Origin of the sequence: Pseudonocardia sp. ICBG1034, from assembly GCF_020131375.1 — a bacterium.
Lineage (GTDB): Bacteria > Actinomycetota > Actinomycetes > Mycobacteriales > Pseudonocardiaceae > Pseudonocardia > Pseudonocardia alni.
This window is the reverse complement of the sequence record NZ_JAHLEK010000017.1, coordinates 391,163-414,688: the sequence shown is the minus strand read 5'-3', so window position 1 is coordinate 414,688 and position 23,526 is coordinate 391,163. Positions and strand designations below refer to the sequence as shown.

Genomic DNA, 23,526 nt, shown 5'->3' with positions numbered 1-23,526 from the left:
TGAGACGCCGGAACCCCTGTCCGGTCGTCTAACCTCGGTGCGGTGGACCCCTTCGGTGACCTGGTCCGCGGGCTGCGGTCGCACGGCTCGCTGTTCGGCAGCACCACCCTGACCCCGCCCTGGTCGCTGCACTTCGTCGACGGCGCACCGCTGACCCTGTGCGCCATGCTGACCGGCGCGGGGTGGATCCTCGTCCCCGGAGCCGACCCGGTGCGGCTGGCCGCGGGGGAGACCGCCGTCGTGCGCGGTCCGGCCGGTTTCCACGTGGTCGACGAGGTCGGCACCCCGGCCGAGCCGATCGTCTGCGGCGTGGACTGCGCGACGCCCGACCAGGGCGGCACCCGCCACCGGCTCGGCTGGCACGACCCGGCGCCGGCGCCGGGCAGCGACGCGAGCACCCTGATCACCGGGGCCTCCCCGGCCGGGGGCGAGGTCGGCGCCCGGTTGCTCGACGCGCTCCCGCCGGTGCTGCGGGTCGGAGCCGGGGGCAGCGGGGACACGGTGCTCGACCACGTCGCCGCCGAGGTCGCCGTCGACGCCCCCGGTCAGCAGGTCGTGCTCGACCGACTCCTGGACTGGCTGCTGGTCTGCACCCTGCGCGAGTGGTTCGACCGGCCCGGCGGACGTCGTCCGCGGTGGTGGACGGCCCAGCACGATCCGGTGGTCGGGCGGGCGCTGCGGCTGCTGCACGCCGACCCCGCCGCGGCCTGGACCGTCGCCGGGCTCGCCGCCGCCACCGGTGTGTCCCGGGCGACCCTGGCCAAGCGGTTCACCGACCGGGTGGGCGAGCCGCCGCTGACCTACCTCACCGGCTGGCGGATGACCCTGGCGGCGGACCTGCTGCTCGCCGAGCCCGGCGCGACACTGGCCGGGATCGCGCGCCGGGTCGGGTACGCCGACCCGTTCGGCTTCAGCGCGGCCTTCACCCGGGTCCGCGGCGTCACCCCGAGCGCGTTCCGCCGGGGTGAGCGGCAGGGCGGACGGCACGGTGACCGGGTGGGTGCTCCGGACGGGGTGAGCGGCTAGCCTGCGGCGCCGTGACGACCCCGCCGACGGTCCGGCTGGCCAACCTCGACCTCAACCTGCTCGTCTCGCTGCGCGAGCTGTTGCGCGAACGCAACGTCACCCGCGCCGCCGCCCGCATCGGCATCTCCCAGCCCGCCGCCAGCGCGGCCCTGTCCCGGCTGCGCCGCCACTTCGACGACGACCTGCTGTCCCGCCACCCCGGCGGCTACGTCCTCACCCCGCTCGCCGCCCAGCTCGTCGAGCAGGTCGAGGGCGTCTGCTCGGCCGCCGAGCGGCTGTTCGGCACCGGCCACGGCTTCGACCCGTCGAGCGCCCGGCGCGGGTTCACCCTGCTCGTCGCCGACTACACCGTCGCCGTGCTCGGGCCCGCGCTGTCCGCGGCGGCGGCCCGGCGCGCCCCCGGCATCGAGCTGCGGCTGCGGCTGGTCCGCGAGTCCTTCTCCGCCGACATCGGCGAGACGATACGGCTCATCGACGGCCTCATCGCCCCGCCCGCCGCCCGCTTCGAACGGCCCGAACTGCGCTCCACCGCCCTGTTCGACGACCGCTGGGTCTGCGTCGTCGACGCCGCCAACCCGGTCGCCGCCGGGCCGGACCCGACCCTGGACCTCGACGAGCTCGCCGCGATGCCCTGGGTGGTGCCGTTCGCCCCGGACCGCGGCATGTCGGCGGCCGCGCCGATGACCCGCCAGCTCGCCCGGCTCGGGGTCGAACCCGACATCAGGGTGCGGGTGGAGAGCTACCTGTCGGTGCCCTACCTGGTCGCCGGGACCGACCGCGTCGCGCTGCTGCAGGAGCGGCTCGCCCGCCAGGTCGCCGACCGCCTCGGGCTGGTCGTGCTGCCCTGCCCGGGCGATCCCGGACCGATCCGCGAGCGCCTCTGGTGGCACACCGACCTCGACCCGGACCCGGCCCACCGGTGGCTCCGCGAGCTCATCGTCGAACTGTCGGCCACCCTGTAGAGCTGCGACTATTCGTCCGGTCGATGGTCCGGCAGGCGAACGTTCTATTTCCGGGACGGCGCGCGCCGTTCCTAGTGTGTGAGCCATGCCTCACCCGCTGACGCCCCTGCCGGTCCACACCGTGATCCGGGACGCCCCACTGCGCGCCGGCGACCCGGCCGAGCACGCGGTGACCGCCGACGTCTGCGTCGTCGGCTCCGGCATCGCCGGGCTCTCCGCCGCCGTCGAGTCCGCCCGCCTCGGCCGCGACGTCGTCCTCGTCGACGCCGCCCCCGTCCTCGGCGGGCAGATGGTCAACTCGCTGATCGGGCTGTTCTGCGGGGTCTACGGCAACGGCCCCGAGTTCCGGCAGCTGACCCACGGCCTGTTCGACTCCATGTTCGCCGACCTCGAGGCCGGCGGGGACCTGTTCCGCCGCACCGGCCACACCCTCACCGTCGGCTACGACGAGGTGCGCCTCGGCCGCTGGGTCGAGGACACCGTCCGTGCCCACGGCATCCGGGTCCTCACCAACGCCACCCTCACCGGCGTCGAGCGTGACGGCGACCGAGTCCTCGGCGCCCGCTTCGCCACCCGCTACGGCGCCGTCGACGTCACCGCGGCCGGGTTCGTCGACGCCAGCGGCGACGCCGCGCTCGCCTGGGCCGCGGGCCTGGAGTGCCGGCTGCCCGACCGGGAGATCTACGGCAGCCAGCAGCTCGTCGTCGAGCACCTGGACACCAGTGCCGCACCGGAGCCCGGCGAGCTCGCGGCCCGGGTCGCGGCCAAGGCCGACCAGTACGGCCTGCTCCGTCGCGACGGCCTCGCCTTCTACTTCCCCGGCCGCGACACCGCGGTGCTCAACATGACCCACATCGAGGCGCCGCTGGACCCGATCGCCGCCGCCGAGGCCCAGCTGGAGGGCAAGGCGCAGGCCGACCGGGTCGTCGAGTTCCTGCGCGCGGAGTTCCCCGAGGTGTTCGGCAAGGCCACGGTGCGCTCCTACGGGCTGCCCGGCCGCCGTCAGACCCGCTGGATCGCCGCCGCCCACCAGCTCACCGTCGAGGAGGTGCGCGCCGGGGTCCGCTTCGACGACGCCGTCGCCCGCACCGCCTGGCCGATCGAGCTGCACGACAGCCCCGACGGCTACGTCTGGGAGACCTTCGACGCCGACCACCTGCACTACGTGCCGCTGCGCTCGATGCTGCCGCCCGCCGCGTCGAACCTCGTCGCCGCGGGCCGTTGCATCGACGGCGACGCCGCGGCGCTGTCGAGCGTGCGCGTCATGGGGCCGTGCGCGGCGATGGGCCACGCGGCCGCGCACGCTCTCGACCTCGCCGGACCGCAGGGCAGCCTGCACGACGTGCCCTCCGACGCCCTGACCGACCGGATCCGGGAGAACGTCGGGGACTGACCCGTCCCACCGCCACCACCACGAGGAGACAGGCAACGATGCCCGGAGGCGCCCCGTGATACTCACCGACGACGACCGCAGGATGCTCGACGGGGCCGAGGGGCCCGCCGTCGCCGCCGCGATGGACCTGCTCACCCGCTACGCCGAGGCACTGGACGCCGAGCGGCTCTGCTCGGTCCGCAACGTGGCCGGGACCGCCACCCAGCCCTCCCCGCTCAAGGCCCGCCTGGTCGCCGAGGGTGGCTGGGACCGCGCCTTCTCGGTGATCAACCTCGACAGCGACGAGACCCACGAGATCCCGCCGATGGCGGTGCCCACCTGCCAGCTCCAGCAGGGCTTCGGCGCCGACGCGGCCGCCGTCGCGCCCTACCCGGCCCGGTTCGTCGAGCTGCAGGCCGACGCCGAGACCTTCTACGGCCGGCGCGGCGTCTCCATCCTCGCCACCTGCACGCCCTACCAGGTCGGGAACCTCCCGGTCCGCGGCGAGCACTGCGCCTGGATGGAGTCCTCCGCGGTCGTCTACGCCAACTCCGTGCTCGGCGCCCGCACCAACTGCGAGGGCACCGCGTCGACCGGCGCGGCCAGCCTCACCGGGCGCGTCCCGTGCTGGGGCAACCACCACGACGAACACCGGCGCGGCACCCACCTGGTCCGGGTCGACACCCCGGTGGGCGGGTTCCTCGACTGGGGCCTGCTCGGCTACTTCACCGGTGACGTCGTGCAGGAGGCCCGCCCGGTCGTCACCGGTGACCTCGCCCTGCCCGACCTCACCGACCTCAAGCACTTCGGCGCCGCGGCCGCCTCCTCCGGCGGGGTCGAGATGTACCACGTCCCCGGCGTCACCCCCGAGGCCCCAACCGTCGAGGCCGCGTTCGGCGGCACCACCCCGGCCGAGGTCGTCACCTACGGCGCGGCCGAGCGGGCCGCCACCTACGCCCGGCTCAACGACCAGGGCACGAGCACGCAGGTCGACTTCGTCCTGCTCGGCTGCCCGCACGCCTCGCTCGACCAGATCCGCGACGTCGCCCGGCTCCTCGACGGCCGCAGGCTGCACGACGGCACCTCGCTGTGGATCATGGCGCCGCGGGCGCTGGCCGCGGTGGCCGAGCGCAGCGGCTACACCGCCGTCATCGAGGCCGCCGGTGCGAAGGTCCTCACCGACTCCTGCCCGGCGATGTCCCGCCTGGCCCCGCCCGGGACCCGGGTGTTCGCCACCGACTCCGCCAAGCAGGCCCACTACCTGCCCGCGATCCTCGGGATCGAGGCGTGGTTCGGCACCACCGAGGACTGCGTGCAGGCCGCGGTCACCGGCCGCTGGTCGGGTGAGCTGCGATGACCGCGACGGTCGGGACCGTCCTGCGCGGGCGGACCGTGGTGCCCGGCGTGGTCACCGGCGAGGCGCTGGTGTCGCCCGAGACCATCTCCGGCTGGGGCGGCATCGACCCGGCGACCGGCACGATCGTCGAGGCCCGGCACGCCCTGCAGGGCGTCTGCTTCACCGGGAAGATCCTCGTGTTCCCCGGCGCCAAGGGGTCCTCGGGCTGGTCGGCGTTCTTCCAGAGCGCCCGGCTGCTCGGCACCGCCCCGCTCGGGATGGTCTTCACGGTCACCACGACGAAGGCCGCGCTCGGCGCCGTCGTCACCCGGGTCCCCGCCCTGGCCGACCTCGACGCCGACCCGGTGCAGGTGCTGCGCACCGGCGACCGCATCCGGCTCGACGCCACCGCGGGCACGGTCGAGCTGCTGGCCGGGGCGGGGGAGGGGACGTGAGGCTCGCCGTGCTGCCCGCCGACGAGCTCGCCCCCGGCGAGCACCGCGTGGTGCGGGTCGGCACCCGCTCGATCGGCGTCTTCCGGGTCGGCGACGACTACTACGCCCTCGCCGACCACTGCCCGCACCAGGGCGGCCCGCTGTGCCGCGGCTCCGTCGCCGGGGCCCCGGTGGCGACCGGTCCCTCGGACGTGCGGCTCGACGAGGGCCACGTGCTCGTCGCCTGCCCCTGGCACGGCTGGGAGTACGACGTGCGCACCGGCCTCTCGTACCAGCCCGGCGACGCGCCCGCCCGCAGCCTCCCGGCGTCGGTCGAGCCGGGCCCGCCGGGCATGACACCCGGTCCGTACACCGCCGAGACCTTCGAGGTGACCGTCGAGGACCGCTGGGTGGTCGTCGACACCGGCCGCCGTCCCACCACCGAGGAGGCGTCATGACCAGCACCGCACCCGTCACCGGCCGGGCCCCCGCCCGGCGTCGCGCCCGGACCCCGATCGTCGACGCCGACATCCACCCGGTCGTCACCGCCGACCGGCTCGCGGCCGCGCTGCCCGAGCCCTGGCGGCGCCGGTTCCTGCGCTTCGGGCTGCGCGGCGCGCCGCCGCCCGCGGTCTACCCCCGGGTCCGGCACGGCGGCATGCGCCGCGACTCCCATCCCGAGGCGGGCCCGCCCGGCAGCGCCGTCCGGCCCCCGGGCAGTGACCTGGACCTGATGCGCAGCCAGCTGCTCGACCCCTACGACGTCGTCGCCGGGGTGCTCATCCCGATGCAGGGCCACACCGCGGGCGCCGAGGAGCCCGCGTTCGCGGCTGCGCTGTGCCGCGCGTACAACGACGTGCTGGTCACCGACTGGCTCGACCCCGAGCCGCGGCTGCGGGCCAGCATCTGCATCCCGCACGAGTCGCCGGCGGAGGCCGTCGCCGAGATCGAGCGCCGCGCCGCGGACCCGCGGTTCGTGCAGGTCCTGTTCCCCAGCGGGACGTTCCTGCCGTGGTCGGACGCCAAGTACCGGCCGATCTACGCCGCGGCCGCCGCGCACGGGCTGCCGGTGGCGATACACCTCGGCGGCACCGAGGGTCACCGCGGGGACGGCTGGCCGTCGTTCTATCTGGAGCAGCACGCGTGGTACGGCAACGCCGTCGCCGTCGCGCTCACCGGCCTGGTCGCCGGTGGCGTGCTGGAGGCGGTGCCGGACCTGCAGTTCGTGCTCGTCGAGGGCGGGGTGTCCTGGCTGCCGTCGCTGCTCTGGGGGCTCGACGACGCCTGGGAGCTGTGCCGCGACGACGTCCCGTGGCTGACCCGCCCGCCGTCGGAGGTCGTGCGCGAGCGGGTGTGGTTCACCACCCAGCCGATCGACGAGCCGCCGGTGCCCGCACACCTGGCGACGACCTGGGAGCAGACCGGGATGACCGACCGGATCCTGTTCTCCTCCGACTACCCGCACTGGGACTTCGACGACCCGATCACCGCGTTGCGGGTGCTGCCCGCAGCACTGCGCCGGCCGATGGCGGCCGCCAACGCCGCCCGCCTCTACGGCCTGACCCTGCCCGGGAGCGAGGCATGAGCGCCGACCCGCCCGAGGAGTTCTTCGACGCCGACACCCACGTCGCGCCGGCGTCGTTCGCCGACATCGCGGAACTGCTCAGCCCGTACTGGCGTGACTACGCGGCGGGCGCCGCCCTGCGCGCCGACCCCGTCCAGGCCGGCGCCTACCCGCCCGCGATGGTCGACGGGCCCGCCCCGCACGACGTCGCGGCCCTGCGAGCCGCGGTCCTCGACGCGCCCGCACCCGGGGGCGGCCGGGTCAGTACGGCGGTCCTGACCTGCACCACCGCGTTCGACGTCAGCCGCAACCACGCCTTCGAGGCCGCCCTGTGCCGGGCGGTGAACACCTGGACCGCGCAGCGGTTCCTCGACCACGAGCCCCGCGCCCGCGGCTCGGTCGCGGTGCCGCTCGGCGACCCGGCCGCGGCCGTCGCCGAGATCGAGCGCCGGGCGGACGACCCGCGCTTCGTGCAGGTGCTGCTCCCGGTGCGCGGGCACGACCTGCGGTGGGGGCACCCGGTGTTCCGGCCGGTCCTCGCCGCAGCCGCCGCGGCCGGGCTGGTCGTCACCCTGCACGCCTGGGGCCGGGTCGGCAGCGCCCCGACCACGACCGGGTTCACCCACACCTACCTGCAGGACTACCTGTCCCACGGGCAGGTCGCCCAGTCCCAGCTGGTGTCGCTGGTCGCCGAGGGCGCCCTCGGCGCGCTGCCGGATCTGCGGGTGACCGTCGCCGAGTGCGGCTCGTCCTGGCTGCCGCCGCTGCTGTGGCGCCTGGACAAGGAGTGGCGCGGCATCCGCCGCGAGGTGCCGTGGGTGGACCGGATGCCGTCGGAGTACGTCCGCGAGCAGGTCCGGTTCACCACCGCGCCGGTCCACCTGCCGCGCGACCCCGGCGAGCTGCACGACGCCCTGGACGTCCTGGGCGCCGCCGGGCTCCTGCTCTACGCGGGTGACCACCCGCACCGCCACGGCGACGGGGTGGCCCGTCTCCTCGCCGCCCTCGACCCCGCCGCCCGGGCCGCGGTCCGCCACGGCAACGCCACCGCGTGGTACCGCAGCACGGACACCGTCGCCCCACCTACGCCGTCCCTCGCGTCGACCCAGCACGCACCGGAGGTCCCCCGATGACCCGCACGACGACCCGGCTCGCCGCGGTCCTGCTCGCCGCCTGCCTCGTCCTCGCCGGATGCGGCGCGGGCGGCGGTGAGGACGGCCGCGACCGGATCACCTTCCTCAACATCCTGCCGATGGAGTCGCTCGGCTACGCCGCCGAGATGATCGCCGACACCAAGGGCTTCTTCGCCGCCCACGGTCTCGACGTGACCTTCGAGGCCACCCAGGGCTCGGCGCCGGCCATCCAGACACTGCTCGCCGGGTCCGCGGAGATCTCCCGGATCGGCGACATCGAGACGATGGTCGCCGCGGGCGAGCGCGGCGCACCGCTGGTCGCGATCGGCGGCGTGGTGCACAACGGGCCGCTGCGTCTGGTCTCCTCGCAGCGGGCGCCGGTCACCGACGCCGCGCAGCTGCGCGGCAAGCTGGTCGGGACGCCGTCGGAGGGCGGCACCAGCTCGATCACCCTCGACCTCGTCGCCGGGTCGGCCGGGATCGCCCCCGCCGAGCTGCGCCGCCAGGTCGTCGGGCTCAGCCCCGGCGTGTTCGACCTGGTGAACACCGGCCGCGTCGACGCGTTCATCGTCTCGCTCGACACCGCGATGCTGCTGCAGGCCACCCGCCCCGAGGCCGTCGTCTACGACCCCAACGACGCCATCTCCGCCGGGTCGCAGATCTACGCCACCTCGAAGGCCACCGCCACCGACCCGCAGGAGCAGGACAAGCTGCGCCGCTACCTCGCGGCGATCGCCGACGCCACCGCGTTCATCACCGCCGACGAGGGAGGCGGCTTCGCCGAGACGCTGCGGCTGATCGGCTCGAAGTACCAGGTCTCGGCGCTGGACCGGCCCGAGGTCGCCCGCGCCGCGCTCGCCGCCTACGTCGACGGCTACGCGGCGGGCCAGGGCCCGACCGGCATCTCCCCGCAGCGCTGGCAGGCCACCTACGACGAGGTGTCCTCGGTCGGTCAGGTCCCCGCCGGCCTGGACCCGTCGCAGTGGCTCGACGCCGGCCTGAACGGCACGGAGGGTGCCCGATGAGCACCCCGACGACACGACGGTCCCCGGCAGCGGAGCAGGAGACGAGCATGACCCAGGAGACAGCGACCCAGGCGACCGCGACCCGTTCCGGGGTGCACGCGGCCCCGACCGGGGGCGCGGTCGGCCTGCGGGTGTCCGGTGTGGACAAGGTGTACCCGACCCGGCGTGGGGAGGTGCGCGCACTGTCCGGGATCGACCTGGACGTCGCCCGCGGCGAGTTCGTCTCGCTGGTCGGGCGCTCGGGCTGCGGCAAGACGACGCTCCTGCGGATCCTGTCCGGCCTGCTCGCCCCGTCCGCGGGGCTGGTCGAGGCGGGCGGACGGCCCGCATGGGCCGCCGGCCGTCGTGACGACGCGGTCTTCGCCGAGTTCGGCCTGGTGTTCCAGGAGGCGAACCTGTTCCCGTGGTTCACGATCACCGACAACGTCGCGCTGCCGCTGAAGCTGCGGGGGGTGCCGCGTGCCGAGCGTCGCGCCCGGGCCGCCGAGCTGTGCGCCACGGTCGGGCTCGGCGGGTTCGAGGACTCCTACCCGCGGGAGCTGTCCGGCGGCATGCGCCAGCGGGCCGCGATCGCCCGTGCCCTGGCCTGCGACCCGTCGGTGCTGCTGATGGACGAGCCGTTCGGTGCGCTGGACGCCCTGACCCGCGACCGGATGAACCTGGAGCTGCAGCACATCCACGCGGTCTCCGGCGCCACCGTCGTGTTCGTGACCCACTCGATCCCCGAGGCGGTGTTCCTGGCCGACCGGGTCGTGCTGCTGACCCCGCGCCCGGGACGCATCCGGTCGATCACCACGATCGACCTGCCCCGGCCGCGGTCCGCGGCGACCGAGACGACACCGGAGTTCGGCGCGCTGGTCGCCGGGCTGCGCACCGAGCTGGACCGGGAGGACTGAACCGATGACCACGACCGAACGGCCCGCTCCGGCGACCGACCCGGCAACCCCCGTCACCGACCCCGGCGGCCCCGAGAAGGAGTCGCCCTGGCTGCGGCGCCTGCCGTGGATCTCCGGGCCGGTGCTCCTGCTGCTGCTCGTGGGGGCCTGGCAGTTCACCGTCTCGGTGGTCGGGGTCTCGGAGTTCATCCTGCCCGCACCGGCCGCCGTCGTCGGCGCGCTGGGGGAGCTGCTGGCCGACCCGGCGATCTGGGGCCACATCGGCGTGACGCTGCTCGAGGTCCTCGTCGGGTTCGGCGCCGCGCTCGTCGCCGGTGTCTGCGTCGGCGCACTGCTCGGGCGGATCGAGTGGCTGCGCCGCGCGGTGCAGCCCGCCCTGGTCGCGCTGCAGGTGGTGCCCAAGGTGGCGTTCGTGCCCATCTTCGTGATCTGGTTCGGCTTCGGCCCCACCTCGAAGATCATCATGGCCGGGCTGCTCGCGTTCTTCCCGATCATGCTCAACGTGATGCTCGGGGTGCGCTCGGTCGAGCGCGGGCACCGCGACGTCATGACCGGGCTGGGCGCCTCGCGCTGGGCGACGTTCCGGAACCTGGAGCTGCCCGCGACCCTGCCGTACGTGTTCGCCGGCGCCGAGGTCGCGATCGTGTTCTCGGTGATCGGCGCGATCGTCGGTGAGTACCTCGGCGGCAGCGCCGGGCTCGGCTACCTGGTGGTGTCGAGCCTCAACGCCCTCGACGCGCCACGTCTGTTCGCGGTGATCGTGCTGCTCGCGGTGCTGGGGTCACTGCTCTACCTGATGGTGACCACCGCGAAACGCCTGGTCATCCCGTGGCACGAGTCGGTGAACACCGGGGTCTGAGCCGCGGCGCCCGCACGCCGACGCCGCCGGGGTCACGCCCCGGCGGCGTCGCGGGCCCAGCCGGTCAGCAGCGGCACGACGACGTCGAGTGCGGCCGGCTCGCGGGCCCACCCGAAGTGCGGGCGCGCCGCGGGCACGTCGAGCCGGTGGCGGGTCACCGTGGCCGCGCCGAACATGCCCAGCAGCGCGTCGACCGAGGCGGGCGGGGCGAGCCCGTCGCGCTCGAACCCGATCCCGAGGACCGGCAGGTGCACCGCGGCGATCGACGGGGTGTGGTCGACCCGCGGCGTGCCGAACGCGAGCCGCCCGGTGCGGGCCCACCGGCCCCAGTCGCGCATCTGCCCGCGGGCCTCCCGCCCGGCGAAGCCGACCCGGTCGCCCGGGAAGTGCCCGATCAGCATCGCCGCGGCCACGACGGCCTGGGTCCGCAGCAGGTGCGCGGGCCCCCAGACCCGCCAGTCGACGCTGCCCGACCCGACGAGGGCGACACCGTCGACGCGGTCGGGGTGCCGCGCGGCGTACGCGGTGGCGAGGTGCCCGCCGAGGCTGTGCCCGACGACGAACACCGGCGCGCCGGGCCGCCCCGAGTGCACCGCCTCGACGGCGGCGGCGAGGTCGCCGACGAGGTCGTCGTAGCCGAAGTCGTGGCGGCGCCCGGGCGGGGGAGCGGGGCGGGCCTGGTGCCCGCGCAGCTCGCTGACCGCGGCGGCGACGCCGGCGTCGGCCAGCGCCCCCAGCAGCGGGGTGTAGAACGACGCCCGCATCCCCATCGCGGGCACGACCAGCAGCACGGGCGCACCGGGGTCGGGCACCGGGTGCAGGGTCAGCTCCAGCGGTGCCGGGGCCGGGCGGTCCAGGACGGTGGTGACGGGCACGCCGGTGATCCTCTCCCGGCCGCCCGCCGGGTCAGGCCGGGGCCCCCGCCAGGGCACGCAGGCCGGCGTCGAACACGGCCATGGCCTCGTCCACCAGCTGGGTCAGCGACGGCGAGCGCGGGTCCGTGCCGTGGTCGCCCAGCCAGTGCTGCACCGCGACGCGCAGCCCGGTCACCGCGGCGGCCGCGGCCAGGGTCGGGTAGAGGTCGCGGGCCGGGTCGGACCCGGTCCGGGCGACGACGGCGTCGGCCAGCGCCCGCTCCTGGGCGGCGAACGCGGCCATCTGGTGCGCGACGATCGCCGGGTGCCCCCGCAGCGCCCGCAGCGCCTGCACCCGGTCGAGGTAGCCGGGGTCGGTGACCACGGCGCGCAGCGCGTGCCGCAGCGACTCGGTGACCGGCTCGTCGTCGGGGCGGGCGGCGAACGCGGTCAGCAGGGTGTCCGCCGACGACGCGTAGCCCGCGACGACCGCCTCCTCCTTCGAGGTGAAGTAGTTGAAGAAGGTGCGGGGCGCGACGTCGGCGGCGTCGGCGATCTGTTCGACGGTCACCGCGTCCGGGCCGTGGGTGCTGCACAGCCGCAGCGCAGCGGCGGCGAGCGCAGCCCGGGTGGCGGCCTTCTTGCGCTCGCGACGCCCGGGGGCGGCCTGCTCAGCCACGGTCGGCCCCCGTCCGCTCGCGCTCGGGCGCCTCGATGACCGAGACGAGCTCGTGCCGGCCCGGATGCCCGTCGGTGGTGCGTGCCGTGCCGTCGGCGGGCGTGCCGGCCGACAGGTCGACGTCGAGTCGGAGCCCGTCCGCGCCGACGGTCACCCGGCGCGCGGCCGGACGGCCCTCCCAGCGGTACACGGTGGACACGATGCCGGTGGCGACGCAGATGCGGTAGTGCCCGTCGGCGTCGGCGCGGGTGCGGCCGAGCTCGTCGCCGGTGCCGTCGAGGACGGTCAGCACGGCGCCGCCCGCCGGGGCGCCGTCGGCCCGCACGAACCCGTGCAGCACCGGACCGGTCGGCGGGGCCGGGGTGGTGGCCGGGGCACCGGCCGCGGGGTCGGCGGGCTTGGCGATGTCGAGGGTGTCGCGCAGCGGGACCTCGCGCAGGGCCAGGATCGCCAGCAGGGCCAGGAAGGCCAGCGGCGCGGCCACCAGGAAGATCATCGAGGTGGCGTGGCCGTAGGACTCCATGACGATGGAGCGCACCGGCTCGGGCAGGTCGGCCAGGTGCGGCACCTGCCCGCCGCCGACGGCCGCCCCGCCGTCGACGCCGGCGTCGGCCAGCCCGGCCGCGGTCCGGGACCCGACCACGGAGGCGAGCAGCGCGCCCAGCCCCGCGACGCCGGCCGAGCCGCCGAGCGAGCGGAAGAACGTCACCGTGGAGCTCGCGGCGCCCATGTGCCGCAGCGCGACGGTGTTCTGCACGGCGAGCACGAGGTTCTGCTGCGTGGTGCCGACGCCGATGCCGACCAGTGCCATCGCGACCGCGACCAGCCAGTACGGCGCGGTCGAGGAGATGACCGCCGCCCCGAGCGCCAGGCCCGCGGTCAGCGAGACCGCGCCGCCGACGAGGTAGCGCTTCCAGACGCCGGTGCGGGTGATCAGCTGGCCGGCCACGTTCGACGCGCCGAACATGCCGACGATCATGGGCAGGGTGAGCAGTCCGGCCTCGGTGGCGCTGGCGCCCCGGGCGAGCTGGAAGTACTGGGACAGGAAGATGGTGGAGCCGAACATCGCGACGCCGACGAACAGGCTCGCGACGGTGGCGAGCACGACGGTGCGGTCGCGGAACAGGAACGGCGGCACGACCGGGTCCGTGGCCCGTCGCTCGACGACGATCGCGCCCACCAGCAGCACCAGGCCGGCGCCGATCAGGCCGAACGAGGTCGGCGAGGCCCAGCCGAACTGCTTGCCGGCCAGCGAGGTCCACAGCAGCAGCGCCGACACCGCGGCGGCGATGAGGGTGGCGCCCAGGTAGTCGATGCTGGGGCGCTCGCCGTCGGCGCGGACGGGGGTGGGCACGTTCAGGGTGCGCTGCAGCACGAGCAGTGAGAGCGCGGCCAGCGGGACGCCGACGAAGAAGCACCAGCGCCAGCCCAGCGGCGAGTCGACGATGATGCCGCCGAGCAGCGGACCTCCGACGACGGCGATCGACATGATCCCCGAGAGGTAGCCCATGTAGCGGCCGCGCTCGCGCGGGGTGATGATCGCCGCGATCACGACCTGGGTCAGCGCCTGCAGCCCGCCCATGCCGAGGCCCTGCAGCACCCGGAAGCCGATGAGCTGCCCGGTGGAGACCGCCAGCCCGCAGAGCAGCGAGCCGATCAGGAAGATCCCGATCGCGGCCTGGACCAGCAGCTTCTTGGAGTAGAGGTCGGCGAGCTTGCCCCAGATCGGGGTCGAGGCCGTCATCGCCAGCAGTGACGCCGAGACCACCCACGTGTACTCGGCCTGGGTCCCGCCGAGGTCGCCCAGGATCCGGGGCAGCGCGTTCGACACGATCGTGCTGGACAGCACGCCGACGAACAGCGCCATCAGCAGGCCGGTCAGGGGGAGCAGCACGTCGCGGCGGTGGGCCGCGGCCTCCTCGGGGGTGCGCACGGGGCGGGTAGTTGACGTCACGCAACGAGTCTGGCCCAAAGATGCAGACTGTGCAACTTTGCCGAACGTGCGTCGGCGCACACCGTGCACCGATCCGGCGCAGCGGCCGGCTCAGCCGCGGCGGGGGAGCACGACGGTGACGGTGCTGCCCCGGTCCGGCGCGCTGCGGACCTCCAGGGTCCCGCCGGCGTCGGCCACCGCGCGGCGGACGAGCAACAGCCCGATGTGGCCGGGTTCCGGGCCGCGGCCGGGGTCGAAACCGGTGCCGTCGTCGGTCACGGTGAGCCGGGCCCGGCCGGCCGCGACGTGCAGGCCGACCTCGACGGTGCGGGCACGGGCGTGCGCGCGGGCGTTGCGCAGCAGCTCCGAGGCGACGCGGTGCAGCAGGACCGCGCCGCGGTCGTCGAGGGTCCCGGCGGGGTCCCCGGTCGTGACGACTGCCGCGGGCGGGTCGCCGCCGGCGGCGAGCGCGGCCAGCGCGGCGGGCAGACCGGCGGCGTCGACGTCGGCCGGGTGCAGGGCGTCGAGCACCGACCGGATCCGGACGACGCCGTCGCCGACGGTGGCCCGGGCCCGGTCCAGCAGCTCGGGCCGGGCCGGGGCGAGGTCGAGCATCAGCCCGGCGCCGGCCAGGGTCGGCAGCACGTCGTCGTGCAGGCGGCGGGCCAGGTCGCGGCGGGCGAGCTCGCCGGCGGCCAGCCCGTACAGGGCGGCGTCGCGGCGCTCGGTCCGCTCGCGCTCGCGCCGCCGCGCCAGCGCCACCGACAGCGGCAGGACCGCGGCCGCGGCGAGCAGCATCCCGGCCACCGCGGGTGGCAGCAGCAGCCCCACGGCGTGCGCGGTGGCCCCGTCGACGTCGACCGGGACGTAGACCTCCAGCCGGGCCGGGCGCCCGGCACCGTCGGTGAAGCCGAGGAAGACCTCGCGGAGCCCGTCACCGTGCTCGTAGCGGTGCTCGCCGTCGTCGGGGACGGGGAGCACCACCGCGGCGCCGCCGTCGAGCCGGGCGGCGAGGACGGGATCGAACCGGCGGGTCAGACCCTCGATGCGGGCCTCGTCGGAGAACACCAGCCGCGCCGTCGGGCCCTCGACCAGCCACACCTTGACCCGGCTGACCATCCCGGTCGCCCGGAACGGCGCGAGGTCCGCCAGCAGCCGTTCGCGGCCGGCGGGCCCGGCGGTGGCGAGGTCGCGGTCGGCCAGGCCGACGACGACGGCCGTCGCCACCCGTCGCGACACCTCCTCGGCGCGCCGCTCGGCCTCGGCGTGGGCCAGCCACCAGACCCCGGCGGCGACCAGCGCGCACACCAGCGCGACCGCGGCGGCGGTGACGACCGCGTGCCGCGCCAGGGTGCGGGCCAGCAGCCGCCGGTCCGGACCGGCGACGACGTCCGGGCCTGCGGTACCGGGTGCGTTCACGGCACGGGCTGCCCGGCGGCCCGGGGGACCGGCTCGCCCCCGGGGTCCAGGGCGACGAGCCCGAGCCGCTCGGCGGCGACGACGGCCTCCAGCTGCGAGCGGGCGCCGAGCTTGCCGAGCAGCGCGCGGACGTGGTCGCGCACGGTGTGCGGCGACAGCCGGTGCGCCGCGGCGATCCGGGTGACGTCGCGGCCCCCGGCCAGCCCGCGCAGCACGTCGAGCTCGCGTGGGGTCAGTCGCGGCAGGGTCGCCCCGGTCGCTTCGGACGCGGCGGCGGACGGGTGCGCGGTGCCGCCCGCGGCGACCGTCCGCACGGCGGCGACGATCCCCGCCAGCGGGGTCTGCTTGCCCAGGAACCCGGCCGCGCCCGCCTCGAGGGCCTCGCGGGCCGGACCGGGCCGCGGGTGCGCGGTGAGTACCAGGGCGCGGGCCCCGGCGGCGTGGACGTCGCTGAGCAGGGACAGGCCGCCCCCGGGCAGGCGCACGTCGAGGACCACGACCTGCGGCGCCCGCCGGGGGTCCTTGACGGCCAGGGCGGCCCGGGCGGCCGCCGCGTCGTGCGCGACGCCGACGACCTCCGCGTCACCGTGGACGGCGAGGCCGAGCGCGAGCAGGTCGGTGTACGACCGGTGGTCGTCGACCAGCAGCACCCGCAGCACCTGCGCGCACCCCCTCAATTCTCGGGAGATCAGGACGTCCTCGCCAGAGGTTAGCCTCCCCTCGCTCGAAAAGGGACCGACCCGGCGAACCGGGCGGATCCCCCATGCACCCCGGAGGACCACGTGACCCCATCGACGACCCGACCGACCCGGCGCGGCGTGCTCACCGGCGCCGTCCTGGCCGCCGCCCTGCTCGTGGCCGGCTGCGGCGGTGCCCCGGCCGACCCGGCCCCGGCGGCGGGCGACGGGCCGCGCACCCTGACCCTGTACTCGGGGCGGGAGGAGGACCTGGTCGGCCCGCTGCTGGCGCAGTTCCAGCAGCAGTCGGGGATCACCGTCGACACCCGCTACGGCTCGACCACCGAGCTCGCCGCGCAGCTCGCCGAGGAGGGCGCCGCGACCCCCGCCCAGGTGTTCCTCTCCCAGGACGCCGGCGCGCTGGGCGCGCTGGCCGGGGCGGGCGCCTTCGCGCCGCTGCCCGAGGAGGTGCGCGGCGCGGTCACCGCGCCCTACACCGCCACCGACGGCACCTGGACCGGGCTGACCGGCCGGGTCCGGGTCGCGGCCTACAACACCCGGGTGCCCGAGGCCGAGGTCCCCGCCGACGTCACCGCGCTCACCGACCCGCGCTGGCGCGGCCGGGTCGGCATCGCCCCGACCAATGCCTCGTTCCAGGCCTTCGTCACCGCGCTGCGCGTCCAGGAGGGCGACGACGCCGCCCGCGCGTTCCTGGAGGGACTGCGCGCCAACGAGGTGCAGGTCTTCCCGCGCAACACCGCGATCCTGGAGGCGGTGGACAGCGGCGTCGTCGACGTCGGGCTCATCAACCACTACTACGTGGCCGCCGCCGAGACCCCGCCCGCGAACACCGCGCTGAAGTTCGGCGCGCCCGGCACCGCGAGCGCGCTGGTGAACGTCACCGGCGCCGGGGTCCTCGCCGGGGCCGCGGAGTCCACCGAGGCCCGGGAGCTGCTCCGGTTCCTGGTGTCGCCGCAGGCCCAGGAGTACTTCGCCCGCGAGACCGGCGAGTACCCGCTGGTGGCGGGCGTCGCCGGGCCCGCGGGCATGCCCGCGCTGGCCGACCTGCGGGCGCCGCGGCTCGACCTGGCCGACCTGGAGGACCTCGACGGCACGACCCAGCTCATGACGCAGGTCGGGCTGCTCTGACCGTGCTGCTGCGCCGGTCCCCGCCCCGCACCGCGCCGGCCGGCCCGCCGGCCCCGGTGCGGCGCCGGCGGCGACCACCCCGTGCCCTGCTGGGCGCGGCGGTGGTCGTCGCCGCGTGCGCCGCGCTGCCCCTGGTGTGGCTCGTCGTCCGGGTCGCGGGTGCCGACCCCGGGCGGGTCGCCGCGCTGCTCGCGCGCGAACGGACGCTCACCCTGGCGCTGAACTCGGCGGTGCTGGTCGCCGTCGTCGGCGCCGGCTCCCTGCTGCTGGGCCTCGCCACCGCGACGGCGCTGGTCCGCGTGCGGCTGCCCCGACCCGGGCTGTGGTGGGTGCTGGCCGCGCTGCCGCTGGCCGTGCCGTCCTACCTGCTCGCGTTCGCGGTGCTCGCGGTCCGGCCCGAGGCCCGTGGTCTCGGCCCGCTGGCCGTCGTGCTGGTGCTGGCCTGCACGCCGTACGTGACGCTGCCCGCGGCCGCCGCCCTGCGCGCCGCCGACACCGGGCCCGAGGACGCCGCCCGCACCCTCGGCCTCGGCCCGGTGAGCGCGTTCTGCCGGGTCACGCTCCCGCAGGCGCTGCCCGCCGCGCTGGCCGGGACGCTGCTCGCGGCGCTGTACACCCTCGCCGACTTCGGCGCGCCCGCGCTGCTGCGCTACGAGTCGTTCACCTGGGCGGTGCAGGCCGCCTACGAGGGGACCGTCGACCGGACCGGCGCGGCGGTGACCGCGCTGGTCCTGGCCGCCGCGACGCTCGGCCTGGTCGCGGCCGAGCGGGCCGCCCGGCGCCGCTTCACCGGGGCCCGGGCGGGCACCGCGCCGACCGCGGCCGCACCGGTGCGGCTGCGCCCGGCCGCCGGCGCCGCGGTCGTCGCCGGTCTGGGCGCGGTCGCGGCGGTGACGCTGGTCGGACCGCCCACGGTGCTGGTCGGCCGGGTCGTCGCCGCCGGCGGGGTGGACGCCGACCTGCCGCGGCTGGCCGTCGCCGCCGGGTGGACGCTGCTGCTGTCCGGCGCGGCCGCGCTGCTGGCGGTGGCGATGGCGCTGCCGGTCGGGGTGCTCGCGGCCCGGTACCGGTCCCGCGCGGTCTCCACGACCGAGTCGGTGGCCTACCTCGGGCAGGGGCTGCCCGGGGTGGTCGTCGGGCTGGCCCTGGTGTTCCTGTCTCTCGCGCTGGTCCCGGCGCTCTACCAGACCGCGGCGGTGTTGGTGTTCGGGTACGCGATCCTGTTCCTGCCCAAGGCGCTCGGAGCGACCCGCACGGCGGTCGAGCGGGTGCCGGTCGAGGCCGAGGAGGTCGCCCGCACCCTCGGCCGGACGCCGTGGTCGACCTGGTGGTCGGTGACGGCGCCGCAGGCCGCGACCGGGGTGGCCGCCGGCGGGCTGCTCGTGGCGGTGACGGCGATGAAGGAGCTCCCGGCGACGCTCATGCTGCGCCCGACCGGGATCGACACCCTGGCCACCCGGTTGTGGTCGCAGACCTCGCTCGGGGCCTACGGTGCCGCCGCCCCGGCGGCGCTGGCGCTGCTGCTGCTGGCCTGCGTCCCCGCGGCGCTGCTGGTCCGGGCCACCGCGGGCGGGCCGGGAGGAGGACGATGAGGACCGGGTTGTCGGTGCGCGGGGTGCGGGCGGGCTACGGCCGGGACCCGGTGCTGCACGGGATCGACCTCGACGTCGCGCCGGGTGAGCTGGTGTCGGTGCTCGGCGCGTCGGGCAGCGGGAAGACGACGCTGCTGCGGGTGGTCGCCGGGCTGCACCGGCCCTCGGCCGGGACGGTGCACCTCGACGGCGACGACGTCACCGCCGTCGCGCCGGAGCGGCGCCGGGTCGGGCTCGTCCCGCAGGAGGGGGCGCTGTTCGCGCACCTGACCGTGGCCGGCAACGTCGGGTTCGGGCTGCGTCGCGGGCCCGGCCGGCGCCCGGCCGCCGCCGCGCGCGGGCGCGTCGCGGAGCTGCTGGCGCTGGTCGGCCTGACCGCCGAGGCCGACCGGCTGCCACACGCCCTGTCCGGCGGGGAGCGCCGCCGGGTCGCCCTGGCCCGGGCGCTCGCGCCGGACCCCCGGGTGGTGCTGCTCGACGAGCCGTTCTCCGCGCTCGACGCCGGGCTGCGCGAGCAGGTCCGTGGGGAGGTCGTCGCGGCGCTGCGGGCCGCGGACGCCACCGGGGTGCTCATCACCCACGACCGGCGGGAGGCGCTGGCGGTCAGCGACCGCGTCGCCGTCCTGCACGACGGCCGCCTGGAGCAGACCGCACCGCCGCGCGAGCTCTACGCCGCCCCCGCCTCGGCCCGGGTCGCCGGGTTCGTCGGCGACGCGGTGCTGCTGCCCGCCCGGGTGGAGGACGGCACGGTCACGACCGCGCTGGGCGCCGCCCCCTGCCGCACCGCGGACGTCCCGGCGGCACCGCTGGTGGCGGTGCTGCGCCCCGAGGAGCTGGAGCTGGCCGGCGCCGACGGTCCCGGCGCGCCCGCCCGGGTCGGCACCGTCGACTTCGTCGGCGACGCCGTGCTGGTCACCGTGCTGCTCGACGGGCGGGTCCCGGACCTGGGCACCCTGCTGCGGGTGCGGGCCGGGACGGACCGGGTGCCGCACCCCGGCGACCGGTGCCGCGTGCGGTCCCGGGGTGCCGTGCACGTCGTGCCCGCCGTCCCGGGACCCCGCTGAGCGGGACCCCCGGGGCCGGGCTCAGGCGGCGGCCGCCTCGTCCGGCCGGGCGGCCAGCTTCGCCAGCCGCTTCTCGGTCGGCCAGCGGACGTTCCACGCCCACCCGAGCTTCTCGAACAGCCGGATCGTCCCGGCCGAGATGTCGATCTCGCCGCGGCCGACGCCGTGCCGGGCCGAGGTGGGATCGGCGTGGTGCAGGTTGTGCCAGGACTCGCCCATGCTCGGGACGGCGAGCAGCCAGACGTTGGTGGAGCGGTCCCGGGCCCGGTACGGCCGCTCACCGACGAGGTGGCAGATCGAGTTGGTCGACCACGCGACGTGGTGCGACACCGCGACCCGGACCAGCCCTGCCCAGAAGAACGCGGTGAACGCGCCCCACCAGGACCAGGTCACCAGGCCGCCGACGACGCCGGGCCCGAACACGGACAGGATCGTCAGGACGGTGAAGCCGCGGTGGACCCGGTCGATGTCGGGGTCGGCGAGCAGGTCCGGGGCGAAGCGGCGCTGGTCGGTCAGCGACCGGTCGAAGATCCAGCCCATGTGGGCGTGCCAGAAGCCGCGGACCAGCGCGGCGGGGGAGGTGCCGTAGCGCCACGGCGAGTGCGGGTCGCCCTCGGCGTCGGCGTAGGCGTGGTGACGGCGGTGGTCGGCCACCCAGTGCCGGACCGGCCCCTGGACGGCGAGGCTGCCCGCGACGGCGAGCGCGATCCTCAGGGGCCGGTTCGCGGTGAACGACCCGTGGGTGAAGTAGCGGTGGAAACCGACGGTCACCCCCAGCATGGACACGACGTAGAGGCCGAGTGCGAGGCCGGCGTCGAGCCAGGTCAGACCCCAGCCCCACGCGAGCGGGACCGCGGCGACGAGCGCGATCGCCGGGACGATCGCGAACGCGTAGACGAACAGGTGCGGAACGGGATGCCGGAGCCGGTCGGAGAAGTCGGAGCGCGGCGCGGGCCGGGTGTCGGTCACACCCCCCGATGGTTCCGGCTCGCACCAGAACGGGCAGTGGGGACAACCCCCCTCACGCACCGTGAGTGGGGACTCCTCAGGCCGTGGCGGGCTGGGCGGCCTCCCGCAGCAGCGGCTTCACGCGCTCGCCGAACTTGGTGACGCCGTCGACGAAGTCGGGCCAGGTGAGCAGCGCCCCGTCGATGCCGGTGGTCGCGGCGATCTCGTCGAGCTGAGCCGCGACCCGCTCGTAGGAGCCCTTCACCACCGGCAGTGACAGGAACGCCATGTTCCCCTCCGAGGCGGGGCGCTCCAGCGACGCCAGCAGCTGGGCCGAGGTGCCGTCCGGGTTGGTGTCCAGCGACGCCCCGGTGGTCATGTAGCTGATCGCCTCGAGGTCGGCGTTCTCGACGATGTGCGCGCACAGCCGGTCGGCCTCGTCGTCGGTCTCCTCGGCGATGATGCAGTACAGCGCGTAGGTGCCGACGTCGCGGCCCGCCTCGTCGCCGAGCCGGCGCACCCCGGCGGCGATGTCCCCGACCTTCGAGCGCTCGGCCATGATGAAGTTCCGGTCGCCGTGCTCGGCGGTGAACGCCTGGCCCGCCGGCGACTGGCCCGCGCAGACGATCGTCGGCGTGTGCAGCGGCTTGGGGCGCATGTCGGCGTCGTCGAAGGAGAAGAACTCGCCGGAGAAGGTCGCGGTCCCCTCGCTCCACAGTGCCCGCAGCGCCCGGACGTACTCGGCGGCGTAGGCGTAGCGGCGTTCGAAGTACTCGTCGCCGGGCCACAGCCCCATCTGCGTGTACTCGGGCTTGTTCCAGCCGGTCACGATGTTGAGCCCGCAGCGTCCGCCGGAGATCTCGTCGATCGTCGCGACCATCCGGGCGGCCATGATCGGGTGGGTGGCCAGCGTGGTCACCGACGGGTAGAGCCCGATCCGCTCGGTCACCGCGGCGAGCCCGCCGAACAGGGTGAACGACTCCAGGCACTCGCCCCAGAAGTCGCTCGGCCCGCCCGCCCCGCGGTGCTTCATCATCGAGAGCACGAAGTCGAGGCCCTGGCGCTCGGCCTCCTGGGTGATCGCCACGTTGTGGGCGAAGCTCGGCCGGTACTGCGGGCTGCCGGTGGACAGGATGTAGCCGTTGGTCGCGTTCGGGATGAAGACGCCGTAGTGCACTCAGACCTCCGGGGTGGACAGCTGTGTGACGGTGCTGGGCAGGTCGGCGACGTCGGCGTACTTGGCGTCGAGGTCGGCGAGGTTGCGGGCGTGGACGCCGGCGTCGCGGTCGGCGCAGGCGCCGGCGACGACGACCGGGCGGAACCCGGCGGCGAGCGCGTCGGTGGCGGTGGCGCGGACGCAGCCCGACGTCGACACCCCCGTGACGACGACGGTGTCGACCCCGCGGGCCCGCAGCGTCGCGGCGAGCGAGGTCCCGGCGAAGGCGGACGCGTGCTGCTTGGCCAGCAGCGTCTCGCCCGGCGCCGGATCGAGGACGAGCCGGCCCCAGTCCCCGGGGGCGCCCTCGGCGAAGCAGGACAGGGCGGGGACCTTCGCGGCGAAGAACCCGGCGTCGGCGAGGTCGGCGGCGTAGCGCACGACGGTCCAGACGACCGGGTGCCCGCCCGCGCGGGCCGCGGCGACCACGGCGTCGCAGCCGCCGGTGACGCGCTCCGCGGTGGCGGCGTCCCCGAGGAAGAAGGGCCCGTCCGGTTCGGTGTAGGCGGCAACGAGGTCCACCACGACGACGGCCGGTGCCGCGCCCCAGCCGACCCGGCCCGAGAACGGCGCACCGTGCGGTCCCGCCCCGGACCCGGTCACCGGCGGTCCCCGGTCATCACGGCGCGGGCGTTGGCGATGTGGCTGACCATCACCGCGGAGGCCCAGCCGCCGTCCCCGGCGCGCAGTGCGGCGACGATCTCGGCGTGGTGGGCGAGGCTGCGGGCCAGCGACGCCGCGTCGTAGGTGTGGAAGGTGCGCAGCACGACCGGTGCGTGCACCACGCCGGCCAGCGCGGAGGCGAGCGCGGGGGTGTCGGCGATCTCGAGCAGCCGGGCGTGGAACCGCCGGTTCAGGGCGACCAGGGCGTCGAGGTCCTGCCCGGGGCCGGGCCCGCCGACGGCGAGCATGCGGCCGGCGAGGTCGTCGAGCTCGTCGAGGTCGGCGGCCGTCGCACGGGCGGCGGCCAGCGCGGTGGCCCGCGGCTCCAGCGCGGTGCGGACGCCGAAGATGTCGTCGAGGTCGGCCTCGGAGAACGTGGCGACCCGCGCACCGCGGTGCGGGTGCAGCTCGACCAGTCCCTCCGCGGCGAGCCGGGACAGCGCCTCGCGGACCGGGGTGCGCGACACCCCGAGGCGGTCGGCGAGCTCGACCTCCCCCAGGTGGGCGCCCGCGGCCAGCGCGCCGGTGAGGATCTCCTCGCGCAGCGCGGCCTGGGCGCGCTCGGAGGCGCGCCGGGGAGTCGTGTCGACCATCGTCACCTCCGGCGTCGGGCTGCATGCAACCTACGAGTGCCGCCGGTCACGCACAAGGCTCCACCTGTTGTTACGTCCGGATGACGGGCAGAGTGGGGTGACGCGTGTACACAATCCAGCTCGACGAAGGGA

Annotated in this window: 23 protein-coding genes; 14 read left to right on the top strand and 9 right to left on the bottom strand. The window is 76.0% G+C overall.

From position 1 onward, the window contains the following. Positions 1-42: 42 nt before the first annotated feature. The 11 genes from KPF22_RS16845 (at position 43) to KPF22_RS16795 (ending at position 10,607) form a co-directional block, all read left to right on the top strand. The gene (locus KPF22_RS16845) at positions 43-1,026 is read left to right on the top strand and encodes an AraC family transcriptional regulator (RefSeq protein WP_208823584.1); all 984 of its coding nucleotides are present in this window, start codon (positions 43-45) and stop codon (positions 1,024-1,026) included. Positions 1,027-1,037: 11 nt separating this feature from the next. Further along, positions 1,038-1,988, top strand: coding sequence for a LysR family transcriptional regulator (locus tag KPF22_RS16840; protein WP_224402637.1), 951 nt, complete (start codon positions 1,038-1,040; stop codon positions 1,986-1,988). An 85-nt stretch (positions 1,989-2,073) separates the two neighbouring features. Further along, positions 2,074-3,381, top strand: coding sequence for an FAD-dependent oxidoreductase (locus KPF22_RS16835; protein WP_208823589.1), 1,308 nt, complete (start codon positions 2,074-2,076; stop codon positions 3,379-3,381). Between the two features lie 55 nt (positions 3,382-3,436). Then, positions 3,437-4,717 (top strand): aconitase X catalytic domain-containing protein, encoded by a 1,281-nt coding sequence (locus tag KPF22_RS16830; protein WP_224402636.1) that lies wholly within the window; start codon positions 3,437-3,439, stop codon positions 4,715-4,717. Further along, positions 4,714-5,151 carry an aconitase X swivel domain-containing protein gene (locus tag KPF22_RS16825; RefSeq protein ID WP_208823593.1) on the top strand — a complete coding sequence of 146 codons (438 nt, stop codon included), beginning with the start codon at positions 4,714-4,716 and terminating at the stop codon, positions 5,149-5,151. Before KPF22_RS16830 ends, KPF22_RS16825 begins: the two co-directional genes overlap by 4 nt. Continuing rightward, a complete protein-coding gene (locus KPF22_RS16820; RefSeq protein WP_062394627.1) occupies positions 5,148-5,588 on the top strand; it encodes a Rieske (2Fe-2S) protein in 441 nt (146 codons plus the stop codon). The genes KPF22_RS16825 and KPF22_RS16820 overlap by 4 nt, the downstream gene beginning before the upstream one ends. Beyond that, positions 5,585-6,715 carry an amidohydrolase family protein gene (locus KPF22_RS16815; protein WP_224402635.1) on the top strand — a complete coding sequence of 377 codons (1,131 nt, stop codon included), beginning with the start codon at positions 5,585-5,587 and terminating at the stop codon, positions 6,713-6,715. Before KPF22_RS16820 ends, KPF22_RS16815 begins: the two co-directional genes overlap by 4 nt. Then, complete coding sequence (locus KPF22_RS16810) at positions 6,712-7,827, top strand: amidohydrolase family protein (RefSeq protein ID WP_224402634.1); 1,116 nt, start codon at positions 6,712-6,714, stop codon at positions 7,825-7,827. Before KPF22_RS16815 ends, KPF22_RS16810 begins: the two co-directional genes overlap by 4 nt. Beyond that, positions 7,824-8,852, top strand: coding sequence for an ABC transporter substrate-binding protein (locus KPF22_RS16805; RefSeq protein ID WP_224402633.1), 1,029 nt, complete (start codon positions 7,824-7,826; stop codon positions 8,850-8,852). Before KPF22_RS16810 ends, KPF22_RS16805 begins: the two co-directional genes overlap by 4 nt. A 47-nt stretch (positions 8,853-8,899) precedes the next feature. Then, positions 8,900-9,748, top strand: coding sequence for an ABC transporter ATP-binding protein (locus KPF22_RS16800; protein WP_224402632.1), 849 nt, complete (start codon positions 8,900-8,902; stop codon positions 9,746-9,748). Positions 9,749-9,752: 4 nt separating this feature from the next. Then, positions 9,753-10,607, top strand: a complete 855-nt coding sequence (locus tag KPF22_RS16795; RefSeq protein WP_083474056.1) for an ABC transporter permease — start codon at positions 9,753-9,755, stop codon at positions 10,605-10,607. Positions 10,608-10,639: 32 nt separating this feature from the next. Here the strand turns inward: KPF22_RS16795 and KPF22_RS16790 are convergent, their stop codons facing one another. From KPF22_RS16790 to KPF22_RS16770, 5 genes are all read right to left on the bottom strand, one after another. Further along, positions 10,640-11,482 (bottom strand): alpha/beta fold hydrolase, encoded by an 843-nt coding sequence (locus KPF22_RS16790; protein WP_224402631.1) that lies wholly within the window; start codon positions 11,480-11,482, stop codon positions 10,640-10,642. A gap of 31 nt (positions 11,483-11,513) precedes the next feature. Further along, entirely contained in the window at positions 11,514-12,140 is a 627-nt protein-coding gene (locus tag KPF22_RS16785; protein ID WP_224402630.1) for a TetR/AcrR family transcriptional regulator, read from the bottom strand. Further along, the gene (locus tag KPF22_RS16780; RefSeq protein WP_224402629.1) at positions 12,133-14,094 is read right to left on the bottom strand and encodes an MFS transporter; all 1,962 of its coding nucleotides are present in this window, start codon (positions 14,092-14,094) and stop codon (positions 12,133-12,135) included. Before KPF22_RS16780 ends, KPF22_RS16785 begins: the two co-directional genes overlap by 8 nt. Before the next feature lie 90 nt (positions 14,095-14,184). Further along, positions 14,185-15,492, bottom strand: coding sequence for a sensor histidine kinase (locus KPF22_RS33195; RefSeq protein ID WP_224402628.1), 1,308 nt, complete (start codon positions 15,490-15,492; stop codon positions 14,185-14,187). Next, a complete protein-coding gene (locus tag KPF22_RS16770) occupies positions 15,489-16,151 on the bottom strand; it encodes a response regulator transcription factor (protein ID WP_224402627.1) in 663 nt (220 codons plus the stop codon). Before KPF22_RS16770 ends, KPF22_RS33195 begins: the two co-directional genes overlap by 4 nt. A gap of 123 nt (positions 16,152-16,274) precedes the next feature. Between KPF22_RS16770 and KPF22_RS16765 the strand changes: the two genes are divergently transcribed. The 3 genes from KPF22_RS16765 to KPF22_RS16755 are packed head-to-tail and all read left to right on the top strand — an operon-like array spanning position 16,275 to position 19,974. Next, positions 16,275-17,318, top strand: a complete 1,044-nt coding sequence (locus tag KPF22_RS16765; RefSeq protein WP_224402626.1) for an extracellular solute-binding protein — start codon at positions 16,275-16,277, stop codon at positions 17,316-17,318. A gap of 2 nt (positions 17,319-17,320) precedes the next feature. Then, positions 17,321-18,910: an iron ABC transporter permease gene (locus KPF22_RS16760; RefSeq protein ID WP_224402625.1), complete on the top strand. Its 1,590-nt coding sequence runs from the start codon at positions 17,321-17,323 to the stop codon at positions 18,908-18,910. Continuing rightward, entirely contained in the window at positions 18,907-19,974 is a 1,068-nt protein-coding gene (locus tag KPF22_RS16755; RefSeq protein WP_224402624.1) for an ABC transporter ATP-binding protein, read from the top strand. Before KPF22_RS16760 ends, KPF22_RS16755 begins: the two co-directional genes overlap by 4 nt. Positions 19,975-19,995: 21 nt before the next feature. Here the strand turns inward: KPF22_RS16755 and KPF22_RS16750 are convergent, their stop codons facing one another. From KPF22_RS16750 to KPF22_RS16735, 4 genes are all read right to left on the bottom strand, one after another. Further along, positions 19,996-20,943: an acyl-CoA desaturase gene (locus KPF22_RS16750; RefSeq protein ID WP_374107495.1), complete on the bottom strand. Its 948-nt coding sequence runs from the start codon at positions 20,941-20,943 to the stop codon at positions 19,996-19,998. Between the two features lie 76 nt (positions 20,944-21,019). Continuing rightward, positions 21,020-22,099 carry an LLM class flavin-dependent oxidoreductase gene (locus tag KPF22_RS16745; RefSeq protein ID WP_208823614.1) on the bottom strand — a complete coding sequence of 360 codons (1,080 nt, stop codon included), beginning with the start codon at positions 22,097-22,099 and terminating at the stop codon, positions 21,020-21,022. Beyond that, on the bottom strand, positions 22,100-22,741 hold the full coding sequence (locus tag KPF22_RS16740) for an isochorismatase family protein (RefSeq protein WP_224402623.1): 642 nt from the start codon (positions 22,739-22,741) through the stop codon (positions 22,100-22,102). Then, positions 22,738-23,394, bottom strand: coding sequence for a GntR family transcriptional regulator (locus KPF22_RS16735; RefSeq protein WP_062402948.1), 657 nt, complete (start codon positions 23,392-23,394; stop codon positions 22,738-22,740). The genes KPF22_RS16740 and KPF22_RS16735 overlap by 4 nt, the downstream gene beginning before the upstream one ends. Positions 23,395-23,526 lie beyond the last annotated feature (132 nt).